Consider the following 21,399-nt stretch of genomic DNA (forward strand, 5'->3'; position numbering starts at 1 on the left):
TACGTTATTTGAATAGCGACAAACGAAGTTTGTAGGAAAACAGCCATAGCGCTTACCGAAGGAGTAAAACTCTCAGGTGTCCGGCAGCGGATAAAGACTATAAACGGATGTGGCTCTGGAGAATCTCCTTGTTTTTAAGGAGTGCCGAAGGTGTAAAAGGTACGATGAGCGTTACCTTAATCTCTCAGGCAAAAGGACAGAGTGCTTTTTTCGCAGATCCGCTTGGATTTTGCAGTGTGAGGTACGCTTGTTTTCAGAGCCGCACGATGGTTTCCCATCGCCGGCTTTTTTGTTTTCCGCTTCGTTTTCGATCAGGAAAAGAAGGGGTTTGGTAGAATGGAATTTCTTTCGCAAGTGGTGGACTGGATCAACACCGTACTTTGGGATTATCTGCTGCTCTTTTTACTGTGCGGCACGGGTATCTTCTTCACCTTCCGCCTCAAGTTTATTCAGGTACGCAAGTTCGGCGAGGGGTTTAAGCGTCTCTTTGGCAACCTGAAACTCAACGGCAAAAAGGCCGACAAAGAGGGTATGAGTTCCTTCCAGGCTTTGACCACCGCCATTGCTGCCCAGGTGGGTACCGGCAACATTACCGGCGCGGCTACAGCCATTGCTTCCGGTGGTCCCGGCGCCATCTTCTGGATGTGGGTCAGCGCCTTTTTCGGCATGGCCACCATCTACAGCGAAGCTGTCTTAGCGCAAAAGTATAAGACCACCGTCGATGGCCAGGTTACCGGCGGTCCGATCTATTATATCAGAGCGGCTTTTACCGGCAAATTCGGCAAATTTCTTGCGGGATTCTTCTCCGTAGCCATCATTTTAGCCCTTGGTTTTATGGGAAATATGGTTCAGTCCAACTCGATTGGCGACGCCATGAAAAATGCCTTTGGCTTCAATCCCCTCATTGTGGGTATTGTAGTGGCTTTGTTTGCTGGTTTTATCTTTATCGGCGGCGTCAAGCGCATCGCCTGGGTGACGGAAAAGATTGTCCCTCTTATGGCAGCATTGTACATCGGCGGCTGTATCATTATCCTGTTTATCAATCACTCCACTGTATTGGAATCCTTCCGCCAGATCTTCGTAATGGCCTTTGACCCTCAGGCTGTGGCCGGCGGTGTAATCGGCGTCACAGTACAGAAAGCCATTCGGTTTGGCGTTGCCCGCGGCCTTTTTTCCAACGAAGCCGGTATGGGTTCTACCCCTCATGCTCACGCCATCGCCAAGGTGGATAAGCCTCATGATCAAGGCGTAGTGGCTATGATGGGCGTATTCATCGACACCTTTGTCATCCTCACTTTGACGGCTCTGGTCATCATCTCTTCCGGCGCGCTCTCCACGGGTGAAACCGGCACCACCTTAGCCCAAACAGCTTTTAACGCTGCATTCGGCAACTTTGGCAATGTATTCATCGCCATCTGTATGCTGTTTTTTGCATTTTCCACCATCATCGGTTGGTACTTCTTCGGCGAGACAAACGTCAAAGCCCTTTTCGGCCCAAAAGCCACCAAAATCTATGCTCTGATTGTAGTGATCTGTGTGGTGATCGGCTCCACGCTGAAGGTTGATCTGGTGTGGAATATGTCGGATATGTTTAACGGCATTATGGTAATTCCCAACCTGATCGGCCTGCTGGCTCTGAACGGCGTAGCGGTACACCTTTCCAAGGACGGAAACCGGTTGCGCAAAGCCGCTCCCAGAAAATAAGCTTGTGTTTTATGGAAAGATCCCCCTTCTCCTATAGAGGGGGGATCTTTTTTGTTGCACGCTTGTGAATTGACGGGCAGGATGCTACAATAAGAGATACCACTCAGAGATAGAAATATTTTATTTTGTCAAGTCAAAGGAGAATACCATGCCCATCAGAAAACAAAGCGATAGGCCCCATACGAAGGCCGCACCGTCCTCGGGACAAAATCCATCCCCCTGCCCCCTTTATCGCAAATGCGGCGGATGTCAACTGCAAAATATGTCTTATGAACGCCAGCTCGCTTGGAAACAGGGACGGGTCATCAGTCTCTTGGGCAGCTTCGGCAAGGTCAGTCCCATCCTAGGCATGGAGCATCCTTATCATTACCGCAATAAAGTACAGGCCGCCTTCTCCCTTAACCGATCCGGCCGCATTGTATCAGGCGTCTATCAAGCCAGTACCCACCGCATCGTGCCGGTGGACAAGTGCATGACCGAGGATCAAAAAGCTGATGAAATTATGGTATCCATCCGCCGCCTTTTAGAGGATTTTAAAATCCCGCCTTATGAAGAACGGTCCGGCCGGGGTCTTGTACGCCATGTGCTCATCAAACGCGGATTCCAAAGCGGTCAGATTATGGTGGTACTGGTGACTGCCACCCCCATTTTGCCTGCTAAAAATAATTTTATCAAGGCACTGCTTCAAAAGCATCCGGAGATTACCACCATCCTGCAAAACGTCAACGGCAAATTTACCAGCATGGTGCTGGGGGAATCGGAAAAAGTGTTGTACGGTCCAGGTACGATTGAAGATACTTTATGCGATTGCGTCTTCCGCATTTCTGCCAAGTCCTTTTATCAGATCAACCCCGTCCAAACCGAGGTCTTATACAAAAAAGCCATGGAGTTGGCCGGTCTCTCCGGCAAAGAACGGGTCATCGACGCCTACTGCGGCATCGGCACCATTGGTTTAATCGCCAGCCGTCAGGCTCAGCAGGTCATCGGGGTGGAGGTCAACAGGGACGCTGTCAAGGACGCTATCGTCAATATGCGGCGCAACAGCATTCAAAACGCCCGGTTTTATCACGCCGATGCCGGCCAGTTCCTCACCGATATGGCAAACGACGGGCAATCGGCTGACGTGGTCTTTCTGGATCCGCCCCGGGCCGGCAGTGATCAGGCGTTCCTTTCGTCTTTGGTGACGCTGTCCCCTGCGCGTATTGTCTATATCTCCTGTAATCCCGAGACACAGCGGAGGGATCTCCTCTTCCTAACCCAGCGTGGATACCAGGTACGGGCCATCCAGCCGGTGGATATGTTTCCTCACACCAATCATATCGAATGCTGTGTTCTTTTACAGAAGATTCCGTCTAAAAAGGGGAGGTAACTGAAAAGATATGGAAAACAAAACAGTATCCTGGGATGAAAAAGATATTCTGACTGTTGTCGAGCAATATCAAAAGGCCCTCGGCCTGCTGGATGCATATGATCATCAAACTATGGAACGGCCTCAAGGTCATAAAGATGTCTATCGATTGACCTACCAGGAGTGCAAACAGGTGATTGCCAGCATGTCCTTTGGAAAAGAAAGCCAGCTGTTCGGCAATGAAAAGGATGATTCTTTTCAAGGCAGTATTGCAGCCATCTATCAGACCTTCGGCGAAAAAGAGGTGTATTCCTCTCTGGAGGAGAAGGCCGCTAATCTTCTCTATTTTGTCACCAAAAACCACTCCTTCTCCGACGGGAATAAACGCATCGCCGCTGCCATTTTTCTCTATTTCCTCCACAAAAACGGCATCTTGTTTGCAGATGGCCGCAAGAGGCTGGATGATTCCGCTTTAGTTTCCCTCACGATCCTGATCGCCCAGTCCAAACCGTCGGAAAAGGATATGATGACCCGTCTCATCATGAACTGTTTGATTTAAAAATCACATGATAAAAAGAACCCTCTGTCCTTTCAGGCAGAGGGCCCTTTTTATCTATGGGTTATTTTATCAAAACGGGAAGTTGATACCAAAGATATTGGTAAAGGGAACGGTGTCGTTGAATCCTTCCAAGCCATAGTACCAGAACCAATACCCAAAAATATACAAACCTAAAACCACCACTATCCAGCGCTGACGGTATGCCTTCATAGCTTTTGCATAACAGCCAGTCAGCAAAAATTGGGCTGGTATAATAAAGTAAAGGGAAAATCGGTTGAGATAGTATACCCCAAAGTAGCCGGCATAACGAAGAATAATGCCAACCACCATCAGGTCAACATAAAAACGGAAAGTAGGGTTGTCCTTTGTAAGCTTCCGATAAAACAGCAGCCCTGGTAACAGATAGGGCATCTGAACGGCAATTGTCCCTATTCCAAAATGAAGGCGTTGGCTAATATACACCTCATATTGTTTCAACGATGGGAATAGATCGATCATCCATCCTAAAATCGTGCTTAAGTTAAGCACTAATACAATCATAACCGCATAACTGATAAACTTGACGCCTAGAGAATAACGTCCTGAAAACAAGCGGAATATCCAGTAAAATGGTATCATGATCAATGCCGTCAAATGAATGGTAGATGCCAGCAAAATAACAATGATGTATTTTACCAGTTTATTTTCCAGCAAAAAGCGGAAGGCATAAAAGGCAATGGCAATGGAAGCGGCTTGCCGCACCATGTTAAGATCCTGCTGGTAGTTCAGCATCAGGTAAGCAAATAAAGCCGGGCCTACTTCTATCTTCTCCTTGAAATAGACAATCCCTGCATAGATAAATACAATTGTAATAGCCATGACCACAAAGCTCAGAATATGAAAATCGCCGCCTAATCGGACGACCAACCACATTAGACCTTTGTATCCCGATTCGATATCGGTAAAAACACCGGACTTGGCCTTTTCAAAAAGGTAGTAATAACTCATGTAATCCGTGCCCACTTGATCGCGGATTGCTGCCAAGAAAGAAGGCACAAATACCGTCAGCGCCATGAATAAATACGTGAATTTTCTGGATCTAGGCCGGATGGATTCTTGTGCAAATACAGCTGTTAGCAAATAGCTGATTCCATAAAAGGCCATGGATAATATCATAAAACTTCTCCCAATCTGTTTGCTTTCCTAAATTGTCACCCTTACTCTATTTTAGCCCAAATCCTTAGGCGTTATTTATTTAGACTGCCCTTTCTTATCCATATCTATTAGTTCCTTTTCTATAGCCGTCTGGCTGCACTTTATCTGTACCGCCAACGGCTGGCAGTTTTACCGGTAATACCTTAAAAGTATACCAGCTTTCTCCCTCCATTTCAACGGAAAAAGCCCTTCAGCCTATTGACCAAAGGGCTTTTTTCAATGAAACACCACAATTTCTGATTATTTTTCATAGGATATCTGTGTAAGATACGTCACTTGAGAATCTGGGAGGTCCAGCACATTAAGGCCTATGGAAGGATCCGGCACTCGTTCCACCTCTCCCTCCAACCGGCGGATAAAAATCTCACAGGTGGCGCTGACTCGTGCCTCATTGAGATGTCCTCCGACGACGCGGCCGGTTTCATCGGCCAAAGCAGCATGAAGGTGGAGATAAACTTTGCCTTCTTTGGTGGTGACGTTGCCAGTCAATCCCACAATCTCCAACGGCATGTCAAAGATATTGGAGTGGTATTCCTGTTCCTCTACCCGATAAAGCCCTACTACAGCGTGGTCCACCGCGCCGATGGCTGAGACAGTCCCTAAACGGACACAGCTCTTTTGGCAGGCATTCTCAATGCTCGTCACCACTTCCTCCCCTCGGTCCAGACGGATGACCAGTGTATCATGAAGCCATTGATATACCACAACTCATTCCTCCTTTTTCTGCGGTTGGCTATCAAAACAGATAGTAAAAAATCAAAATATCACGCAGAGATCCGTCCTTGGCGTGGTACCCTTTTTGAATGGTGCCCACATGCCGGAATCCCAGCTGTTTGTAGAGCCCGATGGCCACTGTATTGGTCTCCACCACAGCGTTGAACTGCAGTCCCACAAATCCGTGCGCCTTCGCCTGCTCCAGGGAATGCTGTACCAAACGGCGTCCGATACCTCGTCCCCGGCAGCCTTCCTTGACACCGTAAGATGCATTGGCCACATGGGCACATCGGCCGACGGCGTTGGGATGCAAAATATAAAATCCAAGCACTTCATCCCCATCTACGGCACAAGCTGTCAGCGTCTGGGCGGCAAACATGTCGGATGCCTCTTGTTCACTCAGCAGCTGATCCCCTGGAAAACTGATTCCCTCTTCCGTGATGTGATTCCAAAGCTTGGTTAACTGCGCAATGTCTTTTTGCTCATACGGGCGGAAAATAATCTCCATACTGTATCCTCACCTTGTCCTAATTCTATTTCATTTTTTCCGTTTATTTTAATGTTTCCTGCACCTTTTTACGCATTTCTCTTGTCCATACACCATTTTTCCCATGGCTGTACCTCTCAGGTTATGACAGAATTTCGCGCTCTTTCCTTCTCCTATCCCTTGATGTGGATATAATCTTTGACCTCGTACCACTTGACAGGAAAACCTGCTCCATGGGAACAGAATACCGAATCCGAAGTGTTCTGCACATCCCGGTCCTTGTCGTACCCGATGCTTTCTACCACCTCCTGCGTGTTGTGGCACGGTTCATAACCGTCAAAGGTCAGGGAAATTTGGCCATGCCCTCTGGTAAAGGCGGCCAGTTCACGGCTGTATTCCATCAAGGTGCTGACTGGTCCCCGTCCCGTCACAACAGCCCGATCCTCAGTCAGTTCCGGGGGATCAAACTGGCAGCGCATGCGTTCGGCATCGGCCAGGATGCGGCCAAGCTGTTCCGGTTCCGCCTCTACTTGAAAGGCATAATAAGGCTCCAGCAATATGGGTTGTGCCTGTTCCAATCCCTGGCGTATGGCCCGGTATGTGGCCTGGCGGAAGTCCCCGCCTTCGGTGTGTTTGAGATGAGCGCGTCCCGCCAGCAATGTGATGTGTACATCGGTTAGGACGCTCCCTGTCAAAATCCCTTTATGCTGCCGTTCAAATACATGGGTCTCAATGAGGCGCTGATAATGGGCGTCCAACAGGTCGCTGGAACATCGGCTCTCAAAAGTGATGCCGCTTCCCCGTCTGCCCGGCTCCAGCTTCACATGGACCTCGGCATAATGCCGCAGCGGTTCAAAATGGCCGTATCCAACGGCGGACGTGGCAATGGTCTCCCGGTAAAGGATGCGGCATGGCCCAAAAGATACTTCCAGGCCGAACCGTTGTTTGACCTCCGCCCCAAGCACTTCCAGCTGGATGGGGCCCATGATGCGCACTTGGATTTCCCCTTGTTCCTCTTCCCATTGGACGTGCAGCATAGGATCTTCCTCCTCCAGCAGACGGAAAATCTTCAGCACGTCTTTGGCCGGTACTGTCTCACCCCACAGAACCTTTGCCGATAATGTCGGCGTTGTCTGGTAGTGGGGGTGTTCGGTAACGCATCCTACCCCGTCGCCGGGTTGGATGCCGCTGAGCCCGGTGACAGCGCACAGATCCCCTGCTTTTGCTACATCCAGAGGTGTGTATTTGAGTCCATGACAAAGCCGGAGCTCATTGATTTTCTCCCGGCGCACATTGCCGTCCGGCAGGCGGCAGACGATTTCATCTTTGGCACGCAGCTGTCCACTGGTCACTTTGAGGAACATCACACGGTTCCCATTTGCATCGTGCCTGCATTTGTAGACGATGCCTCCAAAAGGCCCCTCCAACGGCGGATCCTCTTTTTCGTCCCCCTGTATCAGGAAATCCAAGTCCTCCAGAAAATCCTCAATCCCCTGATCCAAAAGCGCTGAACCGACAAAACAGGGAAAAAGCTGTCCTTGTTTTACCATATTCCGTACGGCCGCTGTGAAATCTCTTTCTGAGATGCCTGTCTCCAGATACTTTTCCAACAGACCGTCATCCAATTCAGCCACCTGTTCTACCAGTCGGTCGCCAGGGCGGCCGTGATGAAAATCCGTCCCAAAATCCACGCATCCTGTAGACAATTTATTCCGCAACTGTTCCATCACCCCGTCTGGATCGGCACCCTGACGATCCATCTTATTGAGAAAAAACAGGGTGGGGATTCCCCATTGACGCAATAATTTCCATACCGTCCTCGTGTGTCCCTGAACCCCTTCCACGCAGCTGACCACCACCACGGCACAATCCATCACCTGAATCGACCGTTCCATTTCGGCAGAAAAGTCCACATGGCCCGGGGTATCGATGAGAGTATACTCGTGTCCCTGGTATGTAAACGGCGCTTGGTCGGAAAAGATGGTGATCCCGCGCTGACGTTCAATGGCATGTCCATCTAGAAAAGTATTTTGATGATCCACCCGGCCGCAGGTCCGGATGGCCTGGGTATGATAAAGAATCTGTTCTGAAAATGTAGTTTTGCCTGCGTCCACGTGGGCCAGGACGCCGATGGTTTTCCTCATAAACGTTCCCCTCTGTCGGTTTCCCCTGAATGAAAATGTTATACCGTATCCGCTTTACCCTTCTTCCTGTTCCTGCGGGATGTTGGACTTGCCGGTAATCTCGTCGATGGAAATGCGGTATACGCCGGTCCGGTCCATGGAATTGCGGGCACTTTGTGCCGCTTCTTCTTTTACCTGGGGGGAAAGCTCGGGAAAATATTTCTTGCAGAGCTCCACCAGTGCCAGTGTCTTTTCCTCGATATCCTCCACCGGCTGGGCTTTTCCCGTTACAATGGCGCTTTCAAACAGGGTGGTAAAATACAACGGGCGGTGTTTCGGCTGCACCTTTCCCACTACGCAGAAGGAAACCGACGGATTGGATCTCATACAATCGATTTTGCGTCCCTCTAAGGCGCAGTGAAAATAGATGCAATTCTGATGCACCACATAGGAAAGAGGGATCCCATAAGGTTCCTCCCCCTGAAGGGATAGTATGCCGTATTCCCCTTTTTCCAGAATCGCGCGGGCCTGATGCTCCGGAAGGGCGCGTTTTGACCGTCTCATCTGATACTGCAATGTCAGCTCCTCCTTATTTTAAAAGCAATAAACTGCTTCCCATCAACACCATCCCCCCGATGAGGCCATAAATCGATAGGTGGTGTTCGCCATATTCCCTGGCCGCCGGCAGGAGTTCATCCAAGGAGATGTACACCATGATACCCGCCACCGCTGCCATGACGGCCCCCAGTACCCAAGAAGTAAGCCATGTGCCAAAAATCAGGTAGCCTACGACCGCTCCCAAAGGCTCTACCATACCTGAGAGGAAGGACATCCAAAATGCCTTCTTGCGGCTTCCGGTTGCGTAATACACCGGCAACGACACCGCCATGCCTTCGGGGATATTATGGATAGCAATAGCCGCTGCAATAACCAATCCAACCTGCGGATTCTCCAATGTGGAGGCAAAACTGGCAAGGCCTTCGGGGAAATTGTGAATGGCAATGGCCAAGGCGGTAAAAACACCGGTCTTCATCAAGTGATGATGGGATGACTTCGGCACAGGCGAAGGATGAAAATGTTCCGGCGTCTTGACCTCGTGAGGGTTCTGATCCGAGGGAAGCATCCGGTCGATGAGGGCCACCAGCAGCATACCTCCCAGAAAGGCGCCTAATGTAGCCCATCCTGCCGCTTTTTCACCAAAGTGGGTACTCATATCATACACCGATTGAGGATAAAGTTCCACCATGGAGACAAAAATCATCACACCGGCGGAAAATCCAAGCGCTACCGATAAAAATTTTGTATTGGTCCGTTTGGTAAAAAATCCGATGATGCTTCCTACGCCTGTGGATAATCCCGCTGCCAACGATGCAATAAAGGCAATCCCCGCGTTTGACATGGTACTCCTCCTTCTTTTAAAAGGGAATGGCATCCCATCTTCTTATCATGTCCCTACTTCCGGGTTCCAAACCAAGTACGGCGTGAAAAGGAAAAGCCGGTGTACAGCATAAACTGCACACCGGCTGTAAATCATTTGGTATCTTGATTGTTGTCTTGCCCCTGCTGGCCTTTCTTCTCCTTGTTGCTGTGACGGATTTCAATGCCCAACGTGAAGAAAAAGCCGCCCCAGATGAAGATAATGGCAAACAACATGACGCAGATGGCGGAAATATTCATACAAAATTCCTCCTAACCCCGGCTCATTCGCCGGACTTGTCCTTGCCTGCATAAGGACTGTTGGCACGCCATTTGAGCTTGGCGGTGACGGCCGCCAAAATCAGGATGACGCATACAATCCCCAAACCGATGGTGATCAATGCACTGGACTCGTATCCGCCATAGCCGCTGGTAAGATGCTGGCTGATCTTCATGCACAGCATGACGCCCAACATCACCGGAATGATAAACCGGATGCTGATGCTCCACCACTTTCCGGCACGGTAATATGAGATGGGGTTGACATGTTCCTGGATGACCTTGGTCTTGAGGATCCAGCCGATGAGTATCGCTTCCAGGAGGCCCACCACTAAGATGGAATAGTTGTTGATGAATTCATCCACAATGTCCAAAATATACATACCGGCGCCGGTGGCAAACACCGAGCTGACGATAAATCCGACAATGGACACAACTGTGACGATCTTTTTGCGGCTGATCTTAAACTTATCGGTAAAGGGAGCTGAGAACGCCTCCAACAAACTGATGGAAGAAGTCAGTCCCGCAAAAATCAAGCAGCTAAACAGCAGCACGCCCAGGATATTAGAGAACCCATCGCCCATCAGGTTAATGCCCTGCGGGAAGGCCACAAAGGCCAGACCGATGCCGCCGTCCTTGGAGATCTGATCGATGGGAATGCCCTGGCTATTGGACATAAAGCCCAGGATGGAGAACACAGCGATCGAACACAGAATCTCATTGCTGGAGTTTGCAAGGCCGGTGACAAAGGCGGTGTTGACAATGTCGGTCTTCTTGGGCAGATAACTGGCATACGTCATCATAATACCCATGGCCAAACTCAGTGTAAAGAAGACCTGTGAATAAGCCGCCGTCCAGACGCTGATATCGCCCAGCCGGGACCAATCAGGGGTGAAAAGTTTGTTTAAGCCGTCAGTAGCGCCGGGCAGGGTGATGCCTCGGATAGCCACGATAACCAAGATGACAAACAAGGTGGGGATGATGACCTTGCTGAACTTCTCAATTCCCTTGGATACGCCGCGATAACACACAAACCAGTTAACCAACCAGATCAGGGCCATAAACAACAGGATGTCCCAACGGAATCCGCCTAAGTCGAATGGGCCGCTGGAAACGCGAAGGAAATCTTCGGTAAAGAAAGTATTGGGGTTGCTGCCCCATGACTTGTCAAAAGCAAAGGTCAGGTAACGGGCCGACCATGCGATAATGACCGAATAGTAACAAAGGATAAATCCTGCGGTAAAAGTAGGCCACCAGCCTAGGAATTCCCAAAGTTTGCTGCCCTTTGCACGGGCCATAGCCGCCGGAGTCGAACCGCGGTATTTGTGGCCCATGGCGTACTCCAGGATCATCAGCGGGATGCCCGCTGTAAAAATGGCGACGAAATAGGGAATCAAAAATGCGCCGCCGCCGTTTTTGTACACCACATACGGGAAGCGCCAGATATTGCCCAATCCCACGGCAGAGCCAATCGCCGCGAAGATAAAGCCCAGCTTACTCCCCCACTGGTCTCGTTTTGCCATAAAATCCCTCCAGTCGCTTCCAGCACTCCCCATCCCTCGCGGTTCCAAAAACCGTCAGGCGCTGGTCGCGTTTTCAGTATTATAATCCCGCAGGCAAACGCTGCAGGGATTACAGATATATAACATCTTGGATGCAAGACGGTATTTCAATCAAATAAAAGACGGCTGAAATGCAATTGTCCGGAAGAGTTTGTCCGGATCCTTCATGCAATTGAAACACTGTGTTCACATTCCATTCACGAAAAAAATCATAGCATATTTTGAAATCACATGCAAGGTATATTACTTAAACCGCAAAAAACCGTGTAAAATGGGGAATTGATCTAGAATCAGATGGACAATTTGCCCAACACCCTTCCCCCCTACCACCGGGCGTTATAAAAAACGGCAGGCGCCTTAAGCGCCCGCCGTTTTTGGCCTAAAATGCAGTTTATTGAGATCCTCTTAATTCCAGAAATAGCAGAACATTATGCCTGGCTTTCTTCAGCCAAATAGATGGATGCGCTGTAGGCTGCAATCGCACCGTCGGCTGCTGCTGTGACGATCTGACGCAAAGGCGTACGTCTGGCATCTCCGGCAGCGTATACGCCGGCGATGCGGGTACACATATTTTGATCGGTCACAAGATACCCATAATCGTCGGTCTCCAGGATATCCTGGGCCAAGCCGCTGTTGGGCTGCACCCCTATGGATACGAATACCCCATCCACAGGAAGAACCGATGTTTCCCCCGTTTTGACCTGACGCAGCGTTATGCCGTTTACCACCTGGCCGCCGCGGATTTCTTCCACCACCGTATCCCATACAAAAGATACATTGGGCAAAGCCTCCAATCGTTTCATCAGGCTTTTTTCTCCGCGGAGAGTATCCCGACGATGGATGACATACACCTTTTCACAGAATTTGCTCAGGAAAATGGCGTTTTCCATGGCAGTATTGCCGCCTCCTACTACGGCTGTGACCTTCCCCTTGTAAAAAGCACCGTCACAGGTGGCGCATACCGATACGCCCCTCCCCCAGAATTCCTGTTCTCCCGGTACTTCCAGCCTCTTTGGCCGGGCGCCGGTGGTGAGAATGACAGTCTTCCCTTCATACTGTCCTCCGGTGGTGGTCACTGTTTTGACATCCCCCTCCAGCGACAGTCCAGTGACCTCTTCATGAATGGTTGTGACCCCAAACAGTTTGGTCTGTTCCTCCATTTTCTGCACCAGTTCCGGACCGCTGACGGCCGGTACGCCCGGATAATTTTCAATCTCATACGTGGTGACCGCCTGGCCTCCTACAAACATCTTCTCAAACAAAACCACGTTATGTCCCGCACGGCCTGCATACAAGGAGGCCGTCAGTCCAGCCGGACCGCCCCCTATAATCATAATATCGTACAACATCGGTTCCTCCCCTCTTTGGTCTCTCCCTTTAGTATAGCCCATTCATTCCCCAATCGCACACATTTTTTATGATTTTCATTCGGAAAGGATACGATTATGGGAAAACGGCTGTCCTTGCCTGTCAAGACAAAGACAGCCGTCCTAAGAGTCACAGCAGTCTACTGAATTTCATCTACGTCTTTTGGCTGGACCTCTGCGATGCTCTGATGCAGAATCGCCTGGAGATCGGCCAACGACTGTACGGCGTCCAGCATGCCGCTGTCCAGATGGAGCATTTCCTCCGGCGTATCGCCCTGGAATTCCATCATGGCCTTGCGCTTTGCCCCTTCGGCCTGCAAAATCTTTGCGATGGCTTCCTGTTCCAAGGCCATGGCCTTGACCAGCTGGGTGACGGCCTTCCCCCGCACACAATCCGGCTGATTGAGATACACGGTATTGCTCTTCTCGGTATAATAAAACAAATCTCCGGACGCCGACTTCAGGAAGAGATAAGACGCCTCTCCTGCGCACTGCTGCATCCGCCCGGCCGACAAACTCTGCACCTGCGCCTGGTAAGAGATGATCTTTACCCCGCCGGGAGGAAGAAGTCCCAGTTGGACGGCATCGTTCAAATCGGCTGCTTCAACGCCCTCATCGCTGCCGTTGATCACCAGGCTACCCGGCACAAAGGTGAGTCCGACGGGGATCTCGCCTTGGAACGACACTTGTTCCAATGGATAGTCCGACGTATTCTTTATGGTGACGGTGTAACCCACCGTATCCCCTTCCCGCACGCTCTCTTGATCGGCTTCCTGGGTAATGGACAACAGATTATCCCGTACCACCGGCATCAGGGAGATATCATCTATGGCAAAGGTATTTCTCTCCTTGCCGTCTCCTTCGGCCAGGATCTCCAGATAAAGATGCATATACGGTCCGCTCTCAAACAGGGCGCCCAACTGAGTCCATTGGGATAAATCAGCCGCTGGAATGGGGGCAAACGCATAGTCCAAAAGCGACGTACCGTCGGGCGCCGTCACTTTTGCCCTGAGGTTGATATCCGGGGCTGAGGATTCCGCATCCTGCAAGACGCCTGTCACCCAGGCCGAGAGCACATAATTGGATTCCGGCATCACCGACACCATCTGCTGGAAAATAACCGTCCCTTTGGCCACCTCATTGGCCACCAGCATCCGGCCGTTTTCACAGCCCGTGGTATGGTTGGTAGTGCCCCACCATCCGGGAATCCCTGCTACCATATTGCACAATGTGACTTCCCCGCTCTCCGGCGGTATAGTACGGGAATAGACGACGCCTCCCAGTGCCTTGGAATAGGGATTGGGCCATGGGGAGGTTCCAGAAGGGGTCCCGTCACTGCACTCTCCAAAACCGCCGCCTCCCGCTCCCACGATCAGGTTGGTCCCCGCCAATAGGCCCCCCGTCAGATGAAGGGGACGGTCTTCGATGGGGCCGTCGTAAAAATCCTGGGGATCAGGGTCGGATCCCGCCACTGTAACCGTCACAGTGTTGGGGGTCAGGGAATCCAGACGGTTGGCCCATCCGGACGCCGCCTCCACCGCTTTTACCGGAGGATCAGCGGGATCCGGACGATCCATGGCGGCGGCTTGTTGCCAGTCGGCTGGGGATGTCCCGCCCGGTTCCCCCCACGCCTCAATGAGATGATATTGTCCGTCGGGTACGTTTGTAAATAAAAAGGCGCCTGACGAATCGGTCAACGCCACAGCGCCTAGATTGGTACTCTCCTCGTACAAGACAACCGGTACCTGAGCGATTGCCGTTCCCTTTTCCGCCTGGCGCAGGGGATCGTACCATACCGACCCGCTTATATTTGCCATTGGGGTCACACTCCTTAAACAGCATTGTTGAGATCATGCATTCTGCTCCTGGATCAGTATATGATCGGCCTCCTCCAAATGGAACCGGTTTTCAGAAAAAGGACAGGTGTAACATTTTCCTCTCCGGTTTTCTGGATGAAAAATACAAAACCACCTCTTCCCGCGCATTGAACTTATAGGGTGGCTATGGTATAATGTTAGGAGATTTTGGGTGTTTCAGTCGGCATTTGGCTTGCATCCATTGGGGATAAAGCGTCCGGCCGCCTCGGCAGTCGGATAGGAAACAAAAGGCTGCTGGGCAGCTCTTTGTATTGATGGGGGATTTCCCCGGATCGGGTGAGAAGAGTGAAGGATCATTATGACGTTCTGATCGCAGGCTCGGGTGTGGCCGGCCTGCATGCGGCATTGCAGTTCCCGCCGCAGGTGAAGGTATTGGTGCTGTGTAAAAAGGAGCTGCTTTTGTCCAACAGCGCTCTGGCTCAGGGCGGTGTGGCCGCTGTGGTGGACAAGGAGCACGATACATGTCAGCTTCACATCAAGGATACTATGATTGCCGGGGGCAATCAAAACAATCCCGATGCCCTGGAGGTTCTGGTGAACGAAGGGGCGGAAAACGTACTGAACTTGTTGGACATCGGCGTAGACTTCGACCGGGATGAAACCGGCGGCCTTCAGCTGACATTGGAGGGCGGGCATTCAAGACGCCGTATCCTGCATCACAAGGATTCCACTGGCCGGGAGATGATGGAAAAACTGATCCTCGCGGTAAAAGCCAAGAGCAATGTGGACATTGAGGAAAACTGCATGCTGGCCGATCTAAAGCAGGTGGAAAACGGTTTTTTGGCCTATGTGCTGGGGGACGGGCATTGCACCCAGGTGACGGCCAATTACTGTATCTTAGCCACCGGCGGCATTGGACGGGTGTATCAGTACACTACCAATTCTGCCATCGCCACCGGGGACGGCATCGCTTTGGCTCATCGGATGGGAGCTAAAATCACCGATCTGCATTTGGTGCAGTTCCATCCCACCGCCTTTGCTGCCAAGCAGAATCGGGAACGGTTCCTCATTTCGGAATCGGTGCGGGGAGAAGGCGCTGTGCTGCTCAACAACGAGGGCAAACGCTTTATGGATCGCTACGACGAACGGTTGGAATTGGCTCCCAGGGACGTGGTATCCCGTTCCATTATGAAAGAAGCCCGCCGGGTGGGCAGCAATAACTTCTATTTGGATATTTCGTTTCAAGGCGCAGACTATCTGAAGAACCGCTTTCCCACCATCTACGGCCGGTGCTTGGAGGAAGGGGTGGACATCACAAAAGACTGGATCCCTGTCTTCCCCTGCCAGCATTATCTGATGGGGGGCATCCATGTGGATCTGGACAGCCAGTCCTCCATTGACCGACTGTACGCTTGCGGCGAATGTTCCCATACCGGCGTCCACGGCAACAACCGTCTGGCCTCCAACTCCCTGTTGGAAGCGTTGGTTTTCTCCCGTCGGGCTGCCCGACATATCTTGAACCGTATGGCTTCAGAGCCTCATCCTATACTATCAAAGGGAGACGATTTGCCTCTGGATGGTATGCCTCTTCCGTCAGGACTCCGTACCCAAGTGCGGGACATCATGCAGAGCGCCCATTTCGTAGTACCCAATCCGGTAGCGGCCCGGGAAGGTATGAAGAGGGTGAAAAAAATCCTCGCCATGCTTGAAAGCAGCCATTACGCTGTTACCCCGGATTTTATTGAGACTAAAAATATCACAACCGTGGCCATGATTATTCTGGAGGAGGTTAACAAACCATGATTCTGCCTCAGTTTTATGTTGATGACCTGATCAAACGCGCCCTCAGTGAGGACATCAACTATATTGATACCACTTCGGATTATATGATCCCTGCCGACCAGCGTTCGCAGGTGCATCTGGCGGCCAAGGCGGAGGGCGTATTGTGCGGTATTGAAGTGGCCATGCGGGTCTTTGAACTGCTGGACGGTTCTTTTTCCTACCAGCTGCACAAGGAGGAAGGAGATCGTCTGCAAGCGGGTGACGTTATCGCCGTAATGACCGGCAAGACCCGGGAACTTCTCAAGGCGGAACGCACCGCTCTCAATCTGCTGCAGCATATGTCCGGCGTGGCGACTGCCACTGCTCAGGCGGTAGCCATTGTGGAGGGGACAAATGCCAGTATTGTGGATACCCGCAAAACACTGCCGGGCCTGCGGCCTCTTCAGAAATACGCCGTCACGGTAGGCGGCGGCCGCAATCATCGGTACAACCTGTCCGACGGCGCTATGCTCAAGGACAATCATATCGACGCAGCCGGCGGCATCACCGCCGCCATCCAGACATTGCGCCCCAAGGTGGGTCATATGGTCAATATCGAGGTGGAAACCCGCAATCTCGACGAGGTACAGGAGGCGTTGGATGCAGGGGCCGACATCATTATGCTGGACAACATGGACTGTGAGACCATGCGGAAAGCTGTGGAGATGACCGGTGGCAAAGCCCTTCTGGAGGCCTCCGGCGGTATCACCAGCGATACGCTCCGTTCCGTGGCTGAAACTGGGGTAGACATCATTTCCATCGGCGCCCTGACCCATTCGGTCAAGGCATTGGACATCTCCATGAAATTTGATCAATAAGAAATAAGCAGTCCCGGTCGATGCCTGCATCTTCCAGGGCTGGAAAAAAGGCGCGTTTTGGTTCCTTCTCATTCGATCAAAGGGAAGGAATACAAAACGCGCCTTTTCTTATAGACTTTTATTCCACTAACGGTCTGCGTGAATCCGGTAGTTATAGGATCGGGCTAAGATATCCCAAGTGATGCGGTCCACCAATCCCGTGGGCTTGAGTCCGGTCCCCCTTTGGACGGCCTCAACCGCCCTTTGCGTCTTGTCGTCATAGACGCCGGTAAACCCTCCGGAATACAAATTGAGGAACCCCACTTGAATGGTATCCAACATGATCTGGATGATATAAATCAGGTCCCCCTTATCCCCGGGTTTTACCACATATTGAGGGGATGGAAAAGGATAAATGGGCAGTGGTGAAGATGTCTGGCCGACCAGTCTCAGATATTCGTCCAGGATGGTGTTCCAGTTGTTGAAATCCACTGTCCCGGTCACCGGCAGATCGTATTCCTTCTGGAAGGCAGAGACTGCCTCGGTGGTCTCGGGTCCAAAAATGCCGTCCAAGGCGATCAGTGGAATCCTCTGGTTATCGCGGGCGATGCGCCTTAGAAATCCCTGTAGTTCATACACGTCGGCCGTCCGGTTGCCAAACGGTTCCTGGGCCATGGATTATCCCTCCTCCTGCAATTCGTATCCGGGGAATTGATTGGATTCCCTTAAGTTGCCGCTTTGAATATCGGAGTAAATGCTGGCCATAAGTCCCCAGGTGATGGGGCCTACGACGCCGCTGGGAGTGATATTAAACCGGTTTTGGAATTGGATAACGGCATTTTGCGTCTGGGGCCCGTAAAGACCGGTTTCTGGGACGGCCGGCACTTCCGGGTATACTTCGGAAATGGCGGTAAGATACCGCTGTACCTGACGCACATCGTCGCCGGTGGAACCGATTGTCAATGTTGTCCCGGGGAACAGGGGCTGACCTCCGGCAATAAAGCCGTTGGACTCCACGATGCCCCGGTAGGCCCGGTACATATCGTTCCAAGTCCGTCGTCCCACTATGCCGTCGGCAGTAAGGCCGTAGGTCTTCTGGAACGCTATCACGGCATCCTCGGTGGCCTGGTCAAAGGTGCCGGTCACTTGGATCGGCGGGACAGTCTCATAAAAGTTCCCGATGACCGCCAAATAGTACTGCATCACACGCACTGGATCACCCGTATCCCCGCGCCGAACTTCTCCCGGGAATTGCTGGGATACTTCCTCCAGCGCCAGCCCTTCGGAATCCAGTTCGGCCAGACGTTTGACGCTGGTGAAAATATAAGAGATACGGTACCAGGTCGCCTGCCCCACTATGCCGTCGGGAGTCAGGTTAAAGATGCGCTGAAACTCCTTAACAGCATCCTCGGTACTTTTCCCAAAGATCCCATCCACAGGCGAAATCTTGGGAATACGGGGATAGTTGTTGGAGATCCGGTTGAGCTGTACCTGAATGGTACGCACATCATTCCCCCCGTCGCCTAGACGCAGCGGGATCCCGGGATAGGATGGGTTGGGCAGACGAACCGGCGCATTTTGTACGATATTGATGTCTTCCCCATAAAAATGCTGGAGAATCTCATAGGGCGTATATCCCTGTTCGGCCAAGGGGACGGTCCCCCATTGGGATAGGCCGTCGCAGGTGACGGTAGTCCCGTTGCAGTACTGGGTGAAAAGGGGTTCTACACTGCCCTGACGTTGGACGTAATTGTTGAAAATCTCATCCACTATCTGGCTGATATTTTCAAAAATATCGCGTCCTGCCACAAATGCCTGGTCATAGGCGGTGGAATTGGTGATATCAAAACTATATCCCTGGCTGGGATACCATTCGGTATAAAACCGGTTGAGCGCAAAGGAAATCTGGGCGTAGATGTTGGCGCGGATAGCATTCTCCGGCCAGGTGGGGTAAATCTCACTGGACGCTACATTCTTGATATAATCGGGGAAGGTGACGGTGACATTTTGCGCGTTGGAACTTGGAGGGCCCAGATGGACCGTGATATATTGAGGAATATAAGGCTCTGCCACAAGATTTCTCTCCTTTCCTTCCTGTTACGATAGCCGCCGCTTTGATCCAATACAATTGCAGCTATTTTGCCGGATTCCTTACGTCAATCCGGTGAGCACGGCCTCAGGACTGTTTTGATCTGCGGCCAATGGACTCGTCATGCCTGCAGACGCTATTTATAAACCAGTGGGGGCAGACTCGTAAATATCTTGGATTGCACCGTCCCGGTCCCCTTCCGGCAAAGGGGATAGCTCCACCGGCTGGATGGCTACAATGCCGTCATAGATGGGGACGTTAAAGTCCCTTACGCTGATATAGCCCGGCTTATCCACCTGGATGATGTACTCGGTATAGGGATGGTCGGTCCCAGGCGCCATGGACAGGGATGCTGGTACAGTGGGGAGGGGAATTTTGGGCGTCTTGCCCTCGCTGTCGGTGTACATAATGCGCTCCAGCGGTACTTCCTCTCCTTCCCCCACTTGTCTGACTACCACATAGGCCCCCTCGACAGGCAAAGCTTGACGGGCCGTCTTTGCCTCTACCCGGAGATATCCTATCCCCGTCTGTTCCTTTGGATCGGTAACCACCGGCGGCGGAAAATCCGCAGTCGGCTCGGGAGGCGTAGGATCCATCTCCTGCGGCAGTGTATCCCGGACGGACGGAACGGGTACCTCCTTTTGGGGCGGAGACTTAACAGGGACAGCTTCTTGTTCCCAGTCGGACGGGGAATTCTCAGGCCGGGGATCCGCCGGCGCAGAGGCATTGGTCTGGGTCGACGGAGCGGATACCGGCTGCGCTGAGGCGGGGACAGTTTCATCGGCCGTCCGGCTTCTTTGACGATACCGCATAAGGTCTCTTTTATATTGTTCGATCAAGCTGTTGACGTTATCATTGTGATCCAATTCCTGCATCCTCCTCTATTTGCATGATGAGATTCTCTCTTATGTATATGTGGCAAAAGGCAAAAAATCACCCTGTGATAAAAGCTTTCTCAAAAAGTGGATTTTATTGTCCTAAGGGATGAAAACCAGGAATATTTTTGGTAAAAGAAGATAAAAGGTCCCTGTATGGTGAAGGAGGATTCTCATGTTGCCGGCGGGAAAAAATGATACAATGGGCCTAAAATGAGGTATAATAAAGACGTAATTTCGTGGAAAGCAGGTGATGGTTTTGTATTACGCAGGCTTTGATGTGGGAGGGACTAAATGTGCGGTCTGTCTGGGACAGGAACTCCCCACCGGTATGGACATCCTGGCGCGTAGACAGTTTGCCACCGGCCGGGATAAGCATCCCTACAGCATCCTGGAGGAATTTGCGGATACTTTCGTCCGGATGATAGAGGAAAAGAACATCCCGAAGCAGGAAATCGCCGGGATCGGTATCTCCTGCGGCGGGCCGTTGGATACCAAGGCAGGTGTAATCCACCGTCCGCCCAATCTCCCCCTTTGGGACAACATCCCTATTATATCGTATTTTGAGGAGAAATTCGGGATCCCGGTACATCTGCAAAACGACGCCAATGCCTGTGCGATTGCAGAATGGAAGTATGGCGCCGGACAAGGGCATCAGAACGTCTTGTTTTTCACCTTTGGGACAGGCTTAGGCGCCGGCCTCATCTTAAATGGAAAACTGTATGAAGGCGCGTGCGGCATGGCTGGGGAAGCTGGACACATCCGTCTGGCCAAGGCCGGGCCTATGGGATACTTCAAAGAGGGCAGCTTTGAAGGATTCTGTAGCGGCGGCGGCATCGCCAATCTGGGCAGGATCTATGTAAAAGAAGAACAGAGCCAGGGGAAGCATCCCCTGCTTCTGCAAAAAGCGGGGGACGATCCGCAAAACATCACGGCCAAATTGATCGGGGACCTGGCCGATGAGGGCGACGATCTATGCCGCCGCATCTATGAGAAAAGCGGCGAGATGCTGGGCGCAGGATTAAGCGTTATGATCGACATCCTGAACCCGGATATCATTGTCATCGGCAGTATCTACGCCCGCAGTACCCATCTGCTGGAACCGTCCATGCGCCGGGTCCTTGAGCAGGAAGCCCTCCCTCAAAGCCTGGAACACTGCCGTATTGTGCCGGCCAAGCTGCTGGACAATGTGGGCGATTATGCGGCATTATCGGTTGCCACAGGCAGCTTCTAAAGAAAGGCGTGAT

The 21,399-nt window shown here is 51.6% G+C and carries 19 protein-coding genes and 1 riboswitch; of the genes, 6 read left to right on the forward strand and 13 right to left on the reverse strand.

Going from position 1 to position 21,399, the window contains the following annotated elements:
* The first annotated feature begins 105 nt into the window (after positions 1-105).
* Positions 106-210: riboswitch (glycine riboswitch) on the forward strand.
* Between the two features lie 126 nt (positions 211-336).
* From C12CBH8_RS09725 to C12CBH8_RS09735, 3 genes are all read left to right on the forward strand, one after another.
* Positions 337-1,704, forward strand: coding sequence for an alanine/glycine:cation symporter family protein (locus tag C12CBH8_RS09725; protein WP_090265277.1), 1,368 nt, complete (start codon positions 337-339; stop codon positions 1,702-1,704).
* 148 nt (positions 1,705-1,852) lie between these two features.
* A complete protein-coding gene (gene rlmD / locus C12CBH8_RS09730; RefSeq protein ID WP_215533122.1) occupies positions 1,853-3,073 on the forward strand; it encodes a 23S rRNA (uracil(1939)-C(5))-methyltransferase RlmD in 1,221 nt (406 codons plus the stop codon).
* Positions 3,074-3,083: 10 nt separating this feature from the next.
* A complete protein-coding gene (locus C12CBH8_RS09735; protein ID WP_099322683.1) occupies positions 3,084-3,611 on the forward strand; it encodes a type II toxin-antitoxin system death-on-curing family toxin in 528 nt (175 codons plus the stop codon).
* A gap of 69 nt (positions 3,612-3,680) precedes the next feature.
* Here the strand turns inward: C12CBH8_RS09735 and C12CBH8_RS09740 are convergent, their stop codons facing one another.
* From C12CBH8_RS09740 to C12CBH8_RS09785, 10 genes are all read right to left on the reverse strand, one after another.
* A complete protein-coding gene (locus C12CBH8_RS09740; protein WP_215533123.1) occupies positions 3,681-4,766 on the reverse strand; it encodes an EpsG family protein in 1,086 nt (361 codons plus the stop codon).
* Between the two features lie 279 nt (positions 4,767-5,045).
* Complete coding sequence (locus C12CBH8_RS09745; protein WP_215533124.1) at positions 5,046-5,510, reverse strand: PPC domain-containing DNA-binding protein; 465 nt, start codon at positions 5,508-5,510, stop codon at positions 5,046-5,048.
* A gap of 31 nt (positions 5,511-5,541) precedes the next feature.
* Positions 5,542-6,027, reverse strand: coding sequence for a GNAT family N-acetyltransferase (locus C12CBH8_RS09750; protein ID WP_090265268.1), 486 nt, complete (start codon positions 6,025-6,027; stop codon positions 5,542-5,544).
* Between the two features lie 152 nt (positions 6,028-6,179).
* Positions 6,180-8,150 (reverse strand): GTP-binding protein, encoded by a 1,971-nt coding sequence (locus C12CBH8_RS09755; protein ID WP_090265266.1) that lies wholly within the window; start codon positions 8,148-8,150, stop codon positions 6,180-6,182.
* Between the two features lie 54 nt (positions 8,151-8,204).
* Positions 8,205-8,705 carry a pyridoxamine 5'-phosphate oxidase family protein gene (locus C12CBH8_RS09760; protein WP_090265264.1) on the reverse strand — a complete coding sequence of 167 codons (501 nt, stop codon included), beginning with the start codon at positions 8,703-8,705 and terminating at the stop codon, positions 8,205-8,207.
* Between the two features lie 13 nt (positions 8,706-8,718).
* Positions 8,719-9,528 carry a zinc transporter ZupT gene (gene zupT / locus C12CBH8_RS09765; protein WP_090265262.1) on the reverse strand — a complete coding sequence of 270 codons (810 nt, stop codon included), beginning with the start codon at positions 9,526-9,528 and terminating at the stop codon, positions 8,719-8,721.
* 131 nt (positions 9,529-9,659) lie between these two features.
* Positions 9,660-9,806 (reverse strand): MetS family NSS transporter small subunit, encoded by a 147-nt coding sequence (locus C12CBH8_RS09770; protein ID WP_215533125.1) that lies wholly within the window; start codon positions 9,804-9,806, stop codon positions 9,660-9,662.
* A 23-nt stretch (positions 9,807-9,829) separates the two neighbouring features.
* The gene (locus C12CBH8_RS09775) at positions 9,830-11,347 is read right to left on the reverse strand and encodes a sodium-dependent transporter (protein WP_215533126.1); all 1,518 of its coding nucleotides are present in this window, start codon (positions 11,345-11,347) and stop codon (positions 9,830-9,832) included.
* Positions 11,348-11,814: 467 nt separating this feature from the next.
* The gene (trxB, locus tag C12CBH8_RS09780; RefSeq protein ID WP_343063096.1) at positions 11,815-12,735 is read right to left on the reverse strand and encodes a thioredoxin-disulfide reductase; all 921 of its coding nucleotides are present in this window, start codon (positions 12,733-12,735) and stop codon (positions 11,815-11,817) included.
* Between the two features lie 158 nt (positions 12,736-12,893).
* On the reverse strand, positions 12,894-14,570 hold the full coding sequence (locus tag C12CBH8_RS09785; RefSeq protein WP_215533127.1) for an SdrD B-like domain-containing protein: 1,677 nt from the start codon (positions 14,568-14,570) through the stop codon (positions 12,894-12,896).
* 345 nt (positions 14,571-14,915) lie between these two features.
* Here C12CBH8_RS09785 and C12CBH8_RS09790 point away from each other — a divergent pair, with 345 nt between their 5' ends.
* Positions 14,916-16,373, forward strand: coding sequence for an L-aspartate oxidase (locus tag C12CBH8_RS09790; protein WP_215533128.1), 1,458 nt, complete (start codon positions 14,916-14,918; stop codon positions 16,371-16,373).
* Positions 16,370-17,209 carry a carboxylating nicotinate-nucleotide diphosphorylase gene (gene nadC / locus C12CBH8_RS09795; protein WP_090265253.1) on the forward strand — a complete coding sequence of 280 codons (840 nt, stop codon included), beginning with the start codon at positions 16,370-16,372 and terminating at the stop codon, positions 17,207-17,209. Before C12CBH8_RS09790 ends, nadC begins: the two co-directional genes overlap by 4 nt.
* Positions 17,210-17,335: 126 nt before the next feature.
* Here the strand turns inward: nadC and C12CBH8_RS09800 are convergent, their stop codons facing one another.
* From C12CBH8_RS09800 to C12CBH8_RS09810, 3 genes are all read right to left on the reverse strand, one after another.
* Positions 17,336-17,863, reverse strand: a complete 528-nt coding sequence (locus C12CBH8_RS09800) for a peptidoglycan-binding domain-containing protein (protein ID WP_215533129.1) — start codon at positions 17,861-17,863, stop codon at positions 17,336-17,338.
* Positions 17,864-17,866: 3 nt separating this feature from the next.
* Positions 17,867-19,261 (reverse strand): peptidoglycan-binding protein, encoded by a 1,395-nt coding sequence (locus C12CBH8_RS09805; protein ID WP_215533130.1) that lies wholly within the window; start codon positions 19,259-19,261, stop codon positions 17,867-17,869.
* Positions 19,262-19,417: 156 nt separating this feature from the next.
* Complete coding sequence (locus tag C12CBH8_RS09810; RefSeq protein ID WP_215533131.1) at positions 19,418-20,143, reverse strand: hypothetical protein; 726 nt, start codon at positions 20,141-20,143, stop codon at positions 19,418-19,420.
* Between the two features lie 262 nt (positions 20,144-20,405).
* Between C12CBH8_RS09810 and C12CBH8_RS09815 the strand changes: the two genes are divergently transcribed.
* Entirely contained in the window at positions 20,406-21,386 is a 981-nt protein-coding gene (locus C12CBH8_RS09815) for an ROK family protein (protein ID WP_215533132.1), read from the forward strand.
* Positions 21,387-21,399 lie beyond the last annotated feature (13 nt).

Source organism: Solibaculum mannosilyticum (assembly GCF_015140235.1).
In the GTDB taxonomy this organism is placed as follows: Bacteria; Bacillota; Clostridia; order Oscillospirales; family Acutalibacteraceae; genus Solibaculum; species Solibaculum mannosilyticum.

Excerpts from the sequence above, each read along its gene's own strand:
- C12CBH8_RS09785 (WP_215533127.1), bottom strand. The coding sequence starts at position 14,570 with ATGGCAAATATAAGCGGGTCGGTATGGTACGATCCCCTGCGCCAGGCG.
- C12CBH8_RS09800 (WP_215533129.1), bottom strand. The coding sequence starts at position 17,863 with ATGGCCCAGGAACCGTTTGGCAACCGGACGGCCGACGTGTATGAACTA.
- C12CBH8_RS09750 (WP_090265268.1), bottom strand. The coding sequence starts at position 6,027 with ATGGAGATTATTTTCCGCCCGTATGAGCAAAAAGACATTGCGCAGTTA.
- rlmD (WP_215533122.1), top strand. The coding sequence starts at position 1,853 with ATGCCCATCAGAAAACAAAGCGATAGGCCCCATACGAAGGCCGCACCG.
- nadC (WP_090265253.1), top strand. The coding sequence starts at position 16,370 with ATGATTCTGCCTCAGTTTTATGTTGATGACCTGATCAAACGCGCCCTC.
- C12CBH8_RS09725 (WP_090265277.1), top strand. The coding sequence starts at position 337 with ATGGAATTTCTTTCGCAAGTGGTGGACTGGATCAACACCGTACTTTGG.
- C12CBH8_RS09815 (WP_215533132.1), top strand. The coding sequence starts at position 20,406 with ATGGTTTTGTATTACGCAGGCTTTGATGTGGGAGGGACTAAATGTGCG.
- C12CBH8_RS09735 (WP_099322683.1), top strand. The coding sequence starts at position 3,084 with ATGGAAAACAAAACAGTATCCTGGGATGAAAAAGATATTCTGACTGTT.
- C12CBH8_RS09755 (WP_090265266.1), bottom strand. The coding sequence starts at position 8,150 with ATGAGGAAAACCATCGGCGTCCTGGCCCACGTGGACGCAGGCAAAACT.
- C12CBH8_RS09740 (WP_215533123.1), bottom strand. The coding sequence starts at position 4,766 with ATGATATTATCCATGGCCTTTTATGGAATCAGCTATTTGCTAACAGCT.
- trxB (WP_343063096.1), bottom strand. The coding sequence starts at position 12,735 with ATGTTGTACGATATTATGATTATAGGGGGCGGTCCGGCTGGACTGACG.
- C12CBH8_RS09775 (WP_215533126.1), bottom strand. The coding sequence starts at position 11,347 with ATGGCAAAACGAGACCAGTGGGGGAGTAAGCTGGGCTTTATCTTCGCG.
- zupT (WP_090265262.1), bottom strand. The coding sequence starts at position 9,528 with ATGTCAAACGCGGGGATTGCCTTTATTGCATCGTTGGCAGCGGGATTA.
- C12CBH8_RS09770 (WP_215533125.1), bottom strand. The coding sequence starts at position 9,806 with ATGAATATTTCCGCCATCTGCGTCATGTTGTTTGCCATTATCTTCATC.